The sequence below is a fragment of the Alloscardovia criceti DSM 17774 genome (genome assembly GCF_000376885.1).
GTDB classification, from domain to species: domain Bacteria; phylum Actinomycetota; class Actinomycetes; order Actinomycetales; family Bifidobacteriaceae; genus Alloscardovia; species Alloscardovia criceti.
The window spans coordinates 386669-402050 of record NZ_AQXR01000011.1; the positions used below are offsets into that span (position 1 = coordinate 386669).

At 48.5% G+C, this 15382-nt stretch carries 11 protein-coding genes and 4 tRNA genes; 4 read left to right on the forward strand and 11 right to left on the reverse strand.

The annotated features are described in order from the left end of the window. Positions 1-41: 41 nt before the first annotated feature. From D570_RS0107025 to D570_RS0107050, 6 genes are all read right to left on the reverse strand, one after another. Entirely contained in the window at positions 42-896 is an 855-nt protein-coding gene (locus D570_RS0107025; protein ID WP_026181954.1) for an MBL fold metallo-hydrolase, read from the reverse strand. A gap of 113 nt (positions 897-1009) precedes the next feature. Then, positions 1010-1558: a TetR/AcrR family transcriptional regulator gene (locus D570_RS09130; protein WP_018143686.1), complete on the reverse strand. Its 549-nt coding sequence runs from the start codon at positions 1556-1558 to the stop codon at positions 1010-1012. A 118-nt stretch (positions 1559-1676) separates the two neighbouring features. Continuing rightward, a tRNA-Val gene (locus D570_RS0107035) sits at positions 1677-1749 on the reverse strand. Positions 1750-1774: 25 nt separating this feature from the next. Continuing rightward, positions 1775-1847, reverse strand: a tRNA-Val gene (locus tag D570_RS0107040). Positions 1848-1861: 14 nt separating this feature from the next. Further along, positions 1862-1932: transfer RNA gene (locus D570_RS0107045), tRNA-Cys, on the reverse strand. Positions 1933-1959: 27 nt separating this feature from the next. Continuing rightward, positions 1960-2032: transfer RNA gene (locus tag D570_RS0107050), tRNA-Gly, on the reverse strand. Positions 2033-2239: 207 nt separating this feature from the next. Between D570_RS0107050 and D570_RS0107055 the strand changes: the two genes are divergently transcribed. After that, entirely contained in the window at positions 2240-3115 is an 876-nt protein-coding gene (locus tag D570_RS0107055) for a PAC2 family protein (protein WP_156812264.1), read from the forward strand. 92 nt (positions 3116-3207) lie between these two features. Here the strand turns inward: D570_RS0107055 and D570_RS0107060 are convergent, their stop codons facing one another. The 3 genes from D570_RS0107060 to D570_RS08750 all read right to left on the reverse strand — a co-directional run bounded on the left by D570_RS0107060 (position 3208) and on the right by D570_RS08750 (position 7453). Further along, positions 3208-4155 (reverse strand): AEC family transporter, encoded by a 948-nt coding sequence (locus D570_RS0107060; protein WP_018143688.1) that lies wholly within the window; start codon positions 4153-4155, stop codon positions 3208-3210. 345 nt (positions 4156-4500) lie between these two features. Continuing rightward, positions 4501-6126, reverse strand: coding sequence for a malolactic enzyme (locus D570_RS0107065; protein ID WP_018143689.1), 1626 nt, complete (start codon positions 6124-6126; stop codon positions 4501-4503). 118 nt (positions 6127-6244) lie between these two features. Continuing rightward, positions 6245-7453 (reverse strand): multidrug effflux MFS transporter, encoded by a 1209-nt coding sequence (locus D570_RS08750; protein ID WP_018143690.1) that lies wholly within the window; start codon positions 7451-7453, stop codon positions 6245-6247. A gap of 443 nt (positions 7454-7896) precedes the next feature. Here D570_RS08750 and D570_RS0107075 point away from each other — a divergent pair, with 443 nt between their 5' ends. Continuing rightward, entirely contained in the window at positions 7897-8721 is an 825-nt protein-coding gene (locus D570_RS0107075) for a fructosamine kinase family protein (protein ID WP_018143691.1), read from the forward strand. Between the two features lie 1063 nt (positions 8722-9784). Here D570_RS0107075 and dnaJ read toward each other — a convergent pair. After that, positions 9785-10924 carry a molecular chaperone DnaJ gene (gene dnaJ / locus D570_RS0107080; RefSeq protein WP_018143692.1) on the reverse strand — a complete coding sequence of 380 codons (1140 nt, stop codon included), beginning with the start codon at positions 10922-10924 and terminating at the stop codon, positions 9785-9787. 229 nt (positions 10925-11153) lie between these two features. On the opposite strand from dnaJ, the gene tkt reads away from it, so the two are divergent. Further along, positions 11154-13250, forward strand: coding sequence for a transketolase (gene tkt / locus D570_RS0107085; RefSeq protein WP_018143693.1), 2097 nt, complete (start codon positions 11154-11156; stop codon positions 13248-13250). 74 nt (positions 13251-13324) lie between these two features. Beyond that, complete coding sequence (gene tal / locus D570_RS0107090) at positions 13325-14434, forward strand: transaldolase (RefSeq protein WP_018143694.1); 1110 nt, start codon at positions 13325-13327, stop codon at positions 14432-14434. 230 nt (positions 14435-14664) lie between these two features. On the opposite strand, the gene D570_RS0107095 is transcribed toward tal, so the two are convergent. Continuing rightward, on the reverse strand, positions 14665-15093 hold the full coding sequence (locus D570_RS0107095; protein ID WP_018143695.1) for a hypothetical protein: 429 nt from the start codon (positions 15091-15093) through the stop codon (positions 14665-14667). Positions 15094-15382: the final 289 nt, after the last annotated feature.

Genomic DNA, 15382 nt, shown 5'->3' on the forward strand with positions numbered 1-15382 from the left:
GCGCGTGCCTTGCGGTCTAGCTCCTGCCGCACAGCACGCGTTTAGAATTTGATGATATGTGGTTCTACATCGGCATCGTGATTTGCCAAAGATGCTACACACCGAGGATCCATACTCATATCACGAATCCACGCGAGAGATTTTTTCTGTGCTTGTTTGTCTGCTGCAATGCCCGACGTAATGTTTTGGGACCACGATTTTGTGGCATATCCTCCATCCGCAAAGAGCAAAACATACCGACCGTCTGCATTCATCACGCGCAAGGCACACAGCCCGTTCGAATGCCCCGGAATGTTGATCATCACAATTTTGCCATCGCCGAAAACATCGTAGGATTTTCCTGCCGGTCCTTCTGTACCATTCCATGCAAAACCACGAATCTTCGTACCTTCCCACCAAGGACGGTAATACCGTATGCGGTTCATCAGGCTCCCATTCGTGGCAAAGTCGAGTTCGTCTTGAGCTACGAGAATATTGCGGGCATCGGAAACGAGCTTGAGCCCATTGGCATGATCGCAATCCAGATGCGAAATCAGCACTGCATCGATGTTACGCACCTCCACGCCCTGAGTCTCAAGCTGCTCGTTGATGGCTTGGCCTTCTGGCACCACGCCTTGATTCACTCTATACAGCGCATAACTGCCTAAGGATCTGATTTGGGCTTTGCGGTCGTATATGCCTTCAGGACTCATGTTGCGGTGCCAACCGGTATCAAAAAGGATTTTCTTATCGTCGTATTCGATGAGGTAAGACGACACAGGAAGCCAGAGCCTATCCGACTTTCTACCAAAAATGCCAGAGGATTTAAGCGCATTGGAGTGGTCTCCGCCAAAGGGCAGATCCGGTGCTACACAGACCGTGCCTGTGTGAAAGATCTGAATTGTAATATCTGACATGATGACCTCGTGAATATTAGGGAATAATGCCTTGTTATACGTCATCTTAGATGTCAGAAATTTATGTATAGACGACACTTTGGCCTAAAGTGTCCGGTTTCTAGCCGTGCACACTACTGGATAAGGGGTATAAGCGCATCCAGCGCATTTTTACTCATGTGTGCAATGGTCTGGGCGTCGAATTCCTCCGGATGTGACATCCAGTATGTATACGCCCCCACTACAGCGCTCGCAGCTGCCTCAGAAATAATGCCATATAAGGGACGTTTGGTTTTCAGCGGGTATCGTAGAGCAAGATTCTTTTTTATAGCTTGCTTCCATTTTGTGGTGTACGAAATATTTGGCTGAGCGACCAGAAAGGCGTAGTTTTCGTCCCAATGTGCGTGGATATATGCTAAAACGGCTTCGAAATAGCGTTCAACATCCACAGTCTGCATCATCGTGTTGCTCTCTATAACACTGTTAGCCGCATCCAATAAACCTGTGATGAGTTGATTTTCTACGGCTTCCTTGAGTTCATCAAGATTTGCGTAGTATTCATAAAATGTGGTGCGTGCAATAGGCACCTGTTCACAGAGCTGTGCTACCTTCATTTTTTCGAAAGGCGTATGCGTGTATATACGGATGAAAGTATCGTGTATGGACTGAAGAGTCGTATTCATTCTCTGCCCTACTGTGTAATACATAATTACTTGTAAGGATAATAAAGTCTGATAATAAATTCTATGAAAAGAAAGAGAAATATGAAAACAACAACACTACACGAGTGATAACACTGTGTGGGCGATACAGGATTTGAACCTGTGACCCCTTCCGTGTGAAGGAAGTGCGCTAGCCCCTGCGCCAATCGCCCGAGTAGGTCTTCTTTATATTATGAGTGGGCGATACAGGATTTGAACCTGTGACCCCTTCCGTGTCAGGGAAGTGCGCTAGCCCCTGCGCCAACCGCCCAAAAATATAAAGAGAGGTGAGTACGAGAGTCGAACTCGTCTATACGGCTTTGCAGGCCGCTGCCTAACCGCTTGGCTAACTCACCGCAAGAGGTCAACCTCGACTGACCTAGAGCGGACAACGGGACTCGAACCCGCGGTCTCGACCTTGGCAAGGTCGCGCTTTACCAACTAAGCTATGTCCGCAGTATGCTTGGCTTTCAGCATATTGCTTCGTGCTGAGCACGAGATATAAATATAGCGTTGTGGGTGGTTTTGGTCAAGCCTCGGCGTGTTGTGTATCACATAACCTCTCAGAAAGACACAAATCCTGCATAACCTCGCTAAAAGCCTAAAAATAAGCCAATTGCGAGAACTTTACCCCGCTGTCGCTTCATTCCTTAATCTGGATATATGAGTAATTATAAGGAGTTCTTTGATGTGGAGGGCGAATCCCCTCAGCCTCGCCGCATCGTGATGCTAAGTGCTTTTGATGGGTGGAATGACGCCGGCCAGGTGGCTACACATGCGTTAAACCATCTCATCAGCACGTACGCATCCCAATCACGCGAAGTGGACCATATCTGTTGTGGCAGTTTTTACGATTACACGAGCACCCGTCCTGTGATGGTCAATGTGGATGGCAAACGGAAAATCATGTGGCCGGAGACCACGTTTACGCGCATTGATGTGAATCCAACCCTCAGTTTGCTCATCGAAATGGGGCCTGAACCGAATTTTAAATGGACTGAATTTGCGCAGCGTTCTTTGCGCATAGCCGATGAGTACGAAGTGGATGAAGTGATTACCTTAGGATCCATGTTTGCAGATTGTGCGCATACGCGTCCGTTGCCTGTATATTTCCATGATACGTATGACAATACTGCAGAAGAGGAATCCTATACAGGTCCTATCGGCATTACGAGTGTATTGAATTTCGCTGCTTTGGAAGATGGCTTCCAATCTGCATCGTTGTGGGTGTCCCTCCCCTCCTATACGCAGTATGTGGACTCTCAAGACAATCCGATGGGCGTGCTACGCGCGATTGAAAAGCTTTCCGAACATTTAGGTGTGCAATTAGACAAGGGTGACTTGCCGGTGCTCGCGCTGAAATGGAAGACTCAGGCAGATATGTTGACGGAAATGAATCCAGATATTAAAGGATATATTTCTAAGATGGAAAAGGCATATGATGAAGAGCAGAATTTGAAAGCGCTCTCCCCTGATGCTACATCCCAGCTGATTAATGAAACGGAAAAATATTTGCGTGGCTTTGATGCTCAGCAATAAATAAATGTTGTATATACACAGTGGGCTTGTTTCTCGGTTACTACGAGAAACAAGCCCACAAGTGTTTTCAGGGTAAATCGTGCACAGGGATTTTAGCCCAACAGCGTCATCACCACAGGGACGACCACAACGAAGAGAATCGTGCTGATGGTGACCACGTTTGTGGAGAACTCCACATCTCCGTCGCCTTGATTGGCCAGAATTGGCAGAACAGCCAGAGCTGGTGCTGCGGACTGAATCACGAAGGTATTGAACTCCGCCGTTGGCATGCCCTGAGCGGTTAATGCCAAAAGTCCAAACATCAAAGCCGGAGCCAAAATGAAACGACCCACTAATGTGATAATCGTATCGCGGTCGAAACGAATGGTCTTTAAACCGGCCTTTTGCAAAGTAATACCAATATAGATCAACGACAATGGCGTAACCAAGTTACCGATGTAGGTCAACGTATTGGTGGCCGCAGTTGGCACTGGAATTCTTAACAGCAGGAAGACCAAAGCAATAAGGAATCCCACCAGAGGTGCAGGCAGCAGCTTCTTCCAATCGAACTTAGCACCTTGCTTCTTTTCACCCGACTTGCTGTCGGTGGTCATCAGGTATACACCTAAGGTCCAGGTGGAAATGGTGTTGGTGATGTAGTAAATCAAGAAGTAAGGCAATGCATTATCGCCAAACAGTGCGATATTTAAAGGCAAACCGATGAAAATCGTATTGGCGTTGACGAAGGTGTTAATCATCGTGCCGCGACGTCCTGGACGTACCTTGAAAATCCATACCGCAAGATATGCGAGTACATAGCTTCCGAAGAAGGCCCCAAAGGTGTATATAAGGCCGCTCGATAGAGATACCAGCTTATCTAGAGTGAGATATTTGAGCACGGATACGAAGATGGATGCCGGCAAGGCCACATTCATAATCAGTCGAGACAAGTCGCCGCCGAAGCTATCCTTAAACCAGCCACGAGCTTGGAGGAAATAGCCTAAAACAATGATGACAATAATTGGTACGATGCTCTCAATTGAGGTCAGGAATACGGACATAATCCTTCTCCTTTCTCGTCTATTTTCTAATTTTTTGCTTAAAAAAGCGCCGAGTTCGTCTCACTGAAATCCTCAAGACTTCAGTGGCAAAGCAACGGCGCTTTCATGAGTAACGTGTAAGTATCTGCGTAATAAACGTGGCCATTTTCCGCGACATCTTCCGCACTTAAAAAGTGCAATGAAGCGTGCCACGAAAATCTCCATCTGAGAGACTCTGCTAGGAGCTGGTGGCCTGTCTCCGGTAAAAACTAGCGCTTTGCTGAGTTGCTACCGCATGTGCCATACCAACGAGCAAGCCACCGCATACCACATATCCCTCGATGGAAGATTAGCGAATCAGATTTACTACTTGTATTCTGGATACCACTTGAAATCGCGTACAGCCTTTGCCATATCGGTTTCTTCTGCGCGCGCCAAACCTTGCTCTTGCGCCTTCTTTGCTACTGCCTCTGCAACCTTAATCGATACATCGGCTACATACTTAAATGGTGGCAACACTGGAGCACCTGGCTCACCAGGATTGACGATACCGCTCAGGGAGTGTGCTGCTGCGCCAATCATCTCGTCCGTCAGCTGGGAAGCCTCAGATGCAAGCATGCCTAAGCCCAAACCCGGGTAAATCAAGGCGTTATTAGCCTGACCGATAATGTAATCTACACCCTTATACGACACGGTGCCTGCTGGAATACCGGTAGCTACGAATGCCTTGCCATCAGACCACTTAATCAGGTCCTCTGCGCTAGCTTCCGCCAGCTTCGTAGGATTGCTAATTGGGAAGATAATTGGGCGTTCCGTAATTTCGCACATTGCTTCCACGATGTCCTGGGTGAAGGAGTTCGGATTTGTGGATGTACCCACAAGAATGGTTGGCTTTACAGTCTTGACGACCTCGAGCAGGTCCGTCAACTTGTCCGCATTCGGGAAATCGGAACGCTTCTTCGCGAATGGACGCTGCTGATCGGTCAAATCATCCATATCGTCGAAAAGCAAACCTTGCTTATCTACCATGAAGAAACGCTTGTATGCTTCCTCCTTTGGCAGACCTTCGCTGACCATTTCGCTGAGCACGCGCGAAGCAATACCTGCGCCCGCAGTACCGCCTCCATAGCAGAGGTACACCTGATCTGTGAGCTTTTCACCGGTGATATCGAGTGCGCCAAAGATGCCACCCAAAGTGACGATGCCGGTGCCCTGAATATCATCGTTGAAGGTTGGAATCTGCTTGTGATACTTGTTGAGAATATTTGCAGCGTTGGAGCGGCCGAAATCTTCCCAGTGCAGATAGAGCTTAGGGAACAGATTTTCTGCGGTCTGTACGAACTGATCGATGAAATCGTAGTAACGATCGCCGCGCACACGCTCGTGATGGTTGCCTAAATACTGAGGATCGTCCAGCAGAGACTGGCGGTTTGTGCCCGCATCGATGACGACTGGCATGACGGTGGCAGGATCAATTCCCGCTGCTGCGGTGTATACCATCAGCTTGCCAACGGAAATATCGACACCATTTGTGCCCCAGTCGCCAATGCCCAAAATACCTTCGGCATCGGTGACTACAATGAGGCGGATATCGCGCTCACCCGCGGCGTTCTTCAGTGTTTCTTCGATATTTTCCGGATGATTGATATCCAGATATGCAGCATACTGTGGATCCACGAATAGGTCGCTGTAGTTTTCAATGGTTTCAGCAATCGTTGGATCGTAAACAATTGGGTTGAATTCCTCAATATGCTGAGCAAACATGCGGTAGAATAAGGTGCGATTCGTATTGAAAATCTGCATCAAGAACAGACGCTTTTCTAGATCGCTGACCTTGCTGGACATTTGCTCATAAGCTTGGGCAGCCTGTTCATCGATCGTTTGGACTTGAGGTGGCAACAGGCCAATCAGACCCAGCTTGCTGCGCTCTTCCATTGTGAAGGCTGTGCCCTTGTTGAGGAATGGATTATTGAGAATTTCATGTGCCTTCATAACTAGTCCCTTCTTGTAGTTGGTTACTTGTTTTCAAAAGCGGAATTATGGTATGGCACGAAATGTTACAACAAAACACTGTTTGTGTTACATCCAGATTACCATAATTTTTTTCGTTTTATGAAAGTTTAGAATAGCGCCCCAGAAGGCCCATAAGGGCAGCAAAAAACAGGGATGTGGTGATAATCACAGTCATAGTTTTGGGTGTGCTATCGGCGAAAACGGCGAGCAGTATTGAGGGGATAATTCCGCTGCCATATTGGAGAGAACCTAAAAGAGCTGAAGCCGAACCGGTGAGGTGATTAGGCACACTGTTCAGAGCGGCAGCATTCGAGCATGCAGCAATAATGCCGTTCATGCTAAAGACGAAGAACATTGGCACGACAATGCCCCACAATCCGAATGCGCCTGTAACTCCTGCGATGACTAAAACAATAGAGAAGAGAAAAGCCACAGTTGTAGATACAGCAAGCAAGGTTTTGAGCTGATATTTTGCAACGAGTTGGCGATTAATCATGCTTAGTATGGAAACGCCCACAATGTTGAGGCCGAAAAGCAGGGAGTAATGTTCCGGGCTGACGTGGAAGTGGTCAATATATATCGTCGAAGAACCCGATATAAAGGCATAAGCGCCAATGTAGAAGAAGGTTACGCTCAAGGTGTATACCATGAAGGACCGTGAAGTGAGCAGTTGGAAATAATTCCTGAAGCTGTACTTGTAGGCCTCAGTACTGCGCTGTGGAGCAGGCAATGTTTCGGGCAATGCACGTGCGGAAAGAAACAGCAGGACACCAATTACAACCATCAGCCAGAAAATGATGCGCCAAGAGCCCAAAGAAATCAAGGAGCCGCCTGTCAAAGGTCCAATGATAGGGGCCGCGGCCATAATCAACATCAAGGTGGACAAAACCTGCGCAGCACGATTGCCATCATAGCGGTCTCGAATCATCGCACGGCTAATCATCGGTCCCGTACAAGCGCCTATAGCTTGGAGAACGCGCCAAAATACCACCATTTCCATGCTGGTAGCTGTAGCGCATCCCACGGAACCGATAATAAACAGAACCGTTCCAATAAATAAGGGCATTTTGCGCCCAAGATGATCGCTAATTGGTCCCCATACCAGCTGTGCGATAGCAAATCCCAGAAGGAATCCTGTAACGGTGAGCTCAGCATGTCCGCCCAAATCTTTTTGCATTGCAGGCATAGCCGGTAGATAAATATCTGTAGATAAGGATGTGAACGCCATAAATGCGCTCAGAATCAGTGTAAAGGATAATGAAGTTTTATCTGCAGTAGTACTGCGTGTTCTATATTCTGTTTCCATTTCAAACTTTCCATGGTTTATGCACAGTACACGTGAAATCCGTGACGATACAAACGTGGGAGCAATTTCGCATGATGCTGTGAATACGTGTGATAACTTGTGAAAATGCACAAGTAATTCATGCACGTGTAGACTCCGCCGAATTGGAAGATTCCGCTATTTATTACGAAGAACTGAATTCCATACGGCCTCAAAATGAACAGTCTCAGTGTAAGACTTTTCCCGTTCATTTTCAGCGTAAATCTACAAAAAATGGCACGGTGGATATAAAACGGAGTGAATTGTGACTAAACAGACATTTCGGGGGCTGTACGGGTTTTTTATTTCTCGTTACATTGAAGAGTAAGCACTGGGAATAGTAACCTTGAAAATACGACATAAGATGGCTGTTTTGAGCTGTATTCTATGTCTGCGTGATTGGTAAAGGCCAAAGGGGTGGGTTTATGACAAAGACGACATTACATCGCAAGTCACGTGCTTTTGCACCACAAGGATTCTTCGAATGTGAGGCAAAAGGCTTGTTGTGGCTGAAAGAGGCAGAACAATCGGGTGGTCCGCGCGTCGTGCAGGTGGACACGTGGGGCGATGATTATTTGGATATTGAGCGCATCTCTCCTGCAAGTGCTACAGCTGAGGCGGCTTTTGCTTTTGGGCGCGCGCTCGCACACATGCATGATTATGGTGCGGATTTCTTTGGGCAAGCTCCCGCCGACTATGCAGGTGACTGCTATTTTGGGCCGTTGCAAGACCCTGTGATTATGGACCGCGGTGAGTGGACGGATCCGGTGTCCTATTACGCCGAGGGGCGGTTGCTGCCGATGGTGCGGCTCGGCGTGAAGCGCGGACTGCTAACGCAGGCAGACATGGAGCTGACAGAGACCGTGTGTGATGCCTTGCCTGAGGCGATGGGCGGCGCTGCGGAGGATAAACCTGCGCGCGTGCACGGCGATTTGTGGAGCGGCAACGTGATGTGGACGCGAACCTCGCCGGAGGGTGCGCAGATGGATGAGGTCGAAGCGGTGCTGATAGATCCTGCAGCACACGGAGGGCATCGCGAAGAAGACCTATCCATGCTTTCTTTGTTTGGTATGAGCTATATGAGTGAAATCTTGCGCGGATATCAAACGGTGCATCCATTGAAGCGTGGTTTTGAGGATCGGCGTGTACTGTGGCAGCTCTACCCTATTGCGGGTCATTGTGTGTTCTTTGGCGGTGGGTATATCAGCCAATATCGCTCGATGTGCAAGCAGGTGCTTGCCTCGGTGTGAGATGATCCTAGGGTGAGCTGAGAAGTGCGAACGTTTTGGAAGGGCGTCCGGCAGGGATATTTTGATGTGGCCTGCTGGGCGCTTTTTTTGCGCCTGTAGCTTGTGATGAGCTTTTGGGCAAAAATGCCCATTAGGGATTCATGGTGATGGGTTGATAATAGAATAAATGGGCATTTTTGCCCAAAAGTAAAATAAACGAGAAAGCAGTAGCCGAAGGCTGCCGAATAGGCTGACTGGTCTGGGATGAGGGACGGAAGAATCTTTTGGGTAAAAGTGACCATCCTTATGCCGTGATGTAGGACCTTTTTCACTCTTAGATGGGCATTTTTGCTCAACCTTGAATTACAGCGCTCATAAGGTGACTTGACAGCGTATATCTCTGCTCGAGAATCGGAGTACTCTCATAGGGTGCATACGTTTTGCATGGAACTAGCTTTTGAGCAAAAATGCCCATCCTGTGCAAGCCAATGATGAGTTTCAGATGTCAATGTGGTCACTTTTGCCCAAAAGCTAAAAAAATAGAATCTACCGCCGAAGGCGTCCGATATTTTTGTTATCTGATTATAAGAATGCCGATTTAGATTTTCACACAGCCTTGTAAACCAACAAGCTCAACGCATTTATATGTAGGAATGTACCTTTTGGGCAAAAATGCCCATCAATAGATCAAAATATGAAGCAGACAATTATATCTATGGTCACTTTTGCCCAAAAGCATAAGAAGAACCTCTAACTGCTGAGCTTCCAGAGTGCAGTCCGTCTTTAAAAGCCTGAACACTTCCTCATTCCCAGTAGAGCTATCCCCGAAAGTAGCCTTTTGGGCAAAAATGCCCATCGTGCACAAGCAAATAGTCAATATCAGATGTCAAAGTGGTCACTTTTGCCCAAAAGCTGCACCGTTCGGACAAACCACCTCTGATCCACCTCTGCCTCCCCACCGAAATCAGACTGCGCACCCACAAAAAGTCAACAAAAAAGCTCCCTCGACGGGAGCTCATGTGCTCAGTTAGTAAAAGTCAACCAAAAAAAGGGAGACACTCAAGGCGTCTCCCACCCAAGACGTTTACGAGAAAGTCTGGCGCAGTTTCTCAAAGAAGCCCTTACCCTTTTTCAAGGTCTTAGCACTTTGCTCAGGCTTGGACTCGAGCTGTGATTCTTTGTTGAGTTGCTCAAAATCAGAGATGAGCTTCTTCTCCTGGTTGCTGAGTTTCTTCGGGATGCTGACATCCAAATGCACGACCAAATTTCCGCGTTCTTCGCGGTTGAGTTTGGTGACACCCAAAGAATTCAGTGTCACGACATCATCCGGCTGTGAACCTGCAGGAATAGCCACATCCTTATCACCATCAAAAGTTTCGATGCTCGTGGTATGTCCGAGCACAGCCCAGGTCATCGGAATGCGAATCCAGCAATGCAGGTCGTTGCCATCGCGCGTGAAGGTCTTGTCTGGACGGATAGTGATGTCCACATAGAGGTTCCCAGCAGGACCTGCGCCCTCGCCAACCTCACCCTGACCGCTCAAACGCAAACGGGTGCCATCCTGCACACCGGCAGGCACAGAAACAGTAATCGTACGCTGCTTCTTGACACGACCATGACCGAGGCAGGATGCGCAAGGATTCGTAATAATTGTGCCGTGGCCTTCGCAGCGTTCGCAAGGCTGCGTGGAGACCATTTGACCGAGCATGGTACGCACCACGCGCTGCACGGATCCTTGCCCATTACATTCAGGGCAGGTCACTGGCGCACTCCCATCGGCACTGCCCGATCCGGCGCAGACATCGCAGACCGCATACATGGAGGCATTCAGGGATTCATTGCCACCAAACACGGCGGTTTTGAGATCGATGGCAAGGCTTGCCAAAGAATCACGACCCGGTTGTGTGCGTGAAATTGGACCAGACGCTGCGCCGAAACCCGAGCCAAAGAAGGTGCTGAAAATATCGCCAAAATCACCAGCCGAACCGTAGCCAGCGCCAGCTCCACCGCCCGGTGCCATTGGATCTACGCCTTGGTCATACATAGAACGCTTCTCAGGATCTGACAAGACCTCGTAGGCTGTGTTTACTTCCTTGAATTTGTCTTCAAATTCAGGACCCGCTAAATCTGGATGATACTTACGACTGAGTTTACGATATGCCTTTTTAATGTCATCATCGCTTGCATCGCGCGAAACGCCAAGAGTTTCGTAATAATCTGCCATGTTTTCCTTTAAAACTCCAAAGATAATTCTCTATACATTAATGTACGCATGCGTATGGAATTATCGCTTTGAATGAACGATTATAACGGCAACTGCAGGGCAACACAAAGCCGATATTTCAAGCTTCAAAGGTCTGGATACCTTATTAGTATGAAAAGAGTAAACGAGTAGCTTGCGCACTACGTTGAGCGTTAAGTTACTTCATCTATTGGAAGGAAAGTTGATCTACATGGTCGATTTCACATGGACCGAACTTGACGAGCGTGCAGTTAAGCTCGCTAAGGTTCTCTCAGCAGATGCAGTAGAAAAGGCAGGAAATGGTCACCCAGGTTCTCCTGTTTCTCTTGCACCTATCGCTTATACTCTTTATCAGCATTTCATCAAGCATGATCCTAAGGATCCACAGTGGGAAGGTCGCGATCGCTTCATTCTTTCCGGCGGTCACGCTTCGTTGACACAGTACGTCCAGCTGTATTTCTCTGGTTATGATCTGACTCTTGATGATTTGAAGAAATTCCGCACCATGGACACTCGTACCCCAGGTCATCCTGAATACGGCTTGACCCCAGGTATCGAAATGACTACTGGTCCTCTCGGCCAGGGTCTCGCTTCCGCCGTTGGTTTTGCAATGGGCCAGCGTTATCAGCGCAACTTGCTCGATGAGCAGGCTCCACAGGGCACTTCCCCATTCGATCACAAGGTTTGGGTTATTTGCGGTGAAGGCGATTTGGAAGAAGGTATTTCTTCTGAAGCTGCTTCTCTTGCAGGTGGTCAGAAGCTCGGTAACTTGACTGTTATCTTCGATGCTAACCACATTCAGATTGAGGGCGATACCAACTTGACCTTCTCTGAAGATATCCTCAAGCGCTTCGAAGCACAGGGTTGGTACACCGACGAAGTTTCCTTCATCCAGCCTGACGGTTCTTACAAGGAAGATACTGAAGCTCTTGCTGCTGCATTGCATAAGGCTGAGGAAGTAACCGATCGTCCACACTTCATCAAGGTGGATACTTTGATTGCTTGGCCAACTCCAGGCAAGACCAATGATGAATCTTCCCACGGTTCTAAGCTCGGCGCTGAAGCTGTAGCAGGCTTGAAGAAGGTTCTTGGTTTTGATCCAGAAGTTGCATTCCCTAACGATGAAGAAGCTCTTGCACACGCACGTAAGGTTGCAGACCGTGGTGCTGAGGCTCACAAGGCTTGGGATGAGAAGTTCAACGCTTGGCGTGAAGCAAACCCAGACAAGGCTGCTTTGTACGATCGCATTTCTGCTGGTGAATTGCCAGAAGACTTCGACAAGGCTATCGATGAGCTCGAAGCAGGCATTTCCGCAGGTGCTTCTGTAGCAACTCGTAAGGCTTCCGGTGCTGCTTTGAATGCAATTGCAGCTGTTATGCCAGAAGTTTGGGGTGGTTCTGCAGATTTGGGTGGATCTAACAACACCACAATTAAGGGTGCTGCTTCCTTCCTCCCAGCAGAATACGCTACAAAGACTTGGCCAAACGTGTCTGAGTCTGGTCGCGTTCTTCACTTTGGTGTGCGTGAATTGGCTATGGGTGCAATTACCAACGGTATTATCCTTGGTTCCCACACTCGCCCATTCAACGGCACCTTCTTCATGTTCTCCGACTACGAGCGCCCAACTGTGCGTCTTGCAGCTTTGATGAACATTCCAAACTTGTATGTGTGGACGCATGATTCCGTAGCTGTGGGTGAAGATGGTCCTACCCATCAGCCAGTTGAGAACCTCGCTTCTGTGCGTGCAATTCCTAACTTGGAAGTTGTACGTCCAGCGGATGAGTTCGAAACTGCTGAAGCTTATCGCTACGCATTTGCACGCGAATCCAAGGCTCCAGTAGCTATGATTCTCACACGTCAGAACGTGCCTACCCTTGCAGAAACAATTGCAAAGGCTAAGGATGGCGTAAAGCGCGGTGCTTACGTACTCGTAGACACCGAAGGCACACCAGATGTCATCCTCATGGGCTCTGGTTCTGAAGTTCAGCACGCTGTTAAGGCTGCTGAGACTTTGGCTGCTGAAGGCATCAAGGCTCGCGTTGTTTCCGTTCCTTCCATGGAGTGGTTCGAGCAGCAGGATGACGAGTACAAGGAATCCGTACTCCCAGCTGCTGTTAAGGCTCGCGTTTCCGTTGAAGCTGGTCTTGCACTTTCTTGGTACAAGTACCTCGGTTCTTACGGAAAGGCTGTGTCCATCGAATCCTTCGGTCTCCAGGGTTCTGGCGATCAGAACATGGCTGCACTCGGCATTACCGCTGAGCATGTAGTAGAAGAAGCTAAGGCTTCTATCGAGGCTGCTCGCGCTTAAGTAAGATGTAGGGGCAGTTTTGTACAGAGCTGCCCCTGTTTTAAAATAACCTCCACAAACAAGGAGAAATAAATATGGCACAGAATGTGCACACTCAGAAGACCAGCGACTCTGGCGTATCTATCTGGCTCGACGATTTGAGCCGTACCCGCATCGAGTCCGGATCTTTGCAGGATCTTATTGCAAACAAGAACGTTGTTGGTGTAACCACTAACCCATCTATCTTCCAGAAGGCTTTGAGCCAGGTTGGTCCATACGACGCACAGTTGAAGGAGCTCGGCAAGGTAGACGTCGAGACTGCAATTCGCGAATTGACCACAACCGACGTTCGTAACGCTACAGATATCTTCCGCGAGATTGCTGAAGCAACCGATTTCGTGAACGGTCGCGTTTCCATCGAAGTAGATCCACGCCTCGCACACGACACCGAGAACACGGAAAAGCAGGCTGTGGAATTGTGGGAAAAGGTCAATCGTCCAAACGCCATGATCAAGATTCCTGCAACTCTCGAAGGTTTGCCAGCCATCACCGCTACCCTCGCTAAGGGTATCTCTGTAAACGTAACCTTGATCTTCTCCATCGAGCGTTACGAGCAGGTTATCGACGCTTACATCGAAGGTATCAAGCAGGCACACGCTAACGGTCACGACCTCACCAAGATCGCTTCCGTAGCTTCCTTCTTCGTATCCCGCGTTGATACTGCAGTAGACAAGCTCCTCGAAGAAATCGGTACCGACGAAGCTAACGCTCTCGAAGGTAAGGCAGCTGTGGCTAACGCACGCATCGCTTACGAACTCTTCGAAAACAAGTTCGCCAACGATCCAGCATGGGCAGAGCTCGAGGCTGCAGGCGCAAAGCGTCAGCGTCCACTGTGGGCTTCCACTGGTACCAAGAATCCTGCATATTCCCCATCTAAGTATGTAGACGAACTCGTGGCAGAAGATGTAGTAAACACTATGCCAGAGAAGACGCTCGACGCTCTTGCTGAGCAGGGTAACGGCGCTCCTTCCATCAAGGGCACCTACGAAGAGTCTCACGCTGTGATGAACAAGCTCGCTGAGCTCGGCATCGACATCAAGCAGGTTACCGACAAGCTCGAGGCTGATGGTGTTGCAGCATTCATCAAGTCTTGGGATTCTGTGATTGCTGATGTTCAGGCCGGTATTGACCGCGTGAACGCATAACTTAAGTGACGCTTAAGTTTTTCTTATATAGAAAGGGACTGCTCCACTTGTGTGGGCAGTCCCTTTTTTGCGTATCTTGCTAAATTCTGATGTCTATAACCTAGGGGCCGAGATGGCAGGAACACTTCCGCCGGGACCCTCTGCCTAAGCGTGTACCGGCATAAAAAAACTCGGTAAACCGATATACCGAGTTAAATACATACGGGGTTTATAGTTCCCGCAAAGATGCGCTAGCGCTTAAAAATCCTTCGTACCGTAGGACCCACAATGAGCAAAGATGCAGGCAGCGATACGATGATGGAGGTCGCCCATGACGTTGGATAGCTTATGAAAGTGATTTGTGCATGCGCGAAAATCATACCAATAAGAGACATGCAGGTCGTCATGCACAGCGTGGTAGCGATAGACGTTGCTAAACCGGTCAAATGAGGCTTATGCGTAGAAATACGGGTTACATTCACTGCTCGCTGTGCAATAGGACGTGCGATGAAAGTGCTCAGCAGGAGTGCAATAATCCAAGTGCGGGCGAAGGTGAGCATCCATGGGAATACGGATAATGTTCGGGTTGCGAGATACATACGGTAGGTACTCATGATAAGAACCATGCCTGTGGTCATGGCGAGGCTAAAGAGAATGCGTTCTTTTTTCGATTGATCCATATATCTTCTTTCTCATACTGTTGTAGGTGTGACGTGGAAGCACTCCAACTACGCTCATGACTTACCTTCAGGTACACAAACTGGGGCCTAGTCTCTTGAAATATACGAGAGCATAGAAAAATCCTTGATTTTCGCATGAATTGCGATTAAAACCTGGTCAAGGATAGTGGGAAGAACTTCCGAATATTTTCATCATAGGACGTGCACCGGATAAAGAGCAATCTTGTTTTGTTCCTATTTCCCGAGCACACATGAGATGCGGTGGTAGAAGCAAAAATAAAGGGTGTCC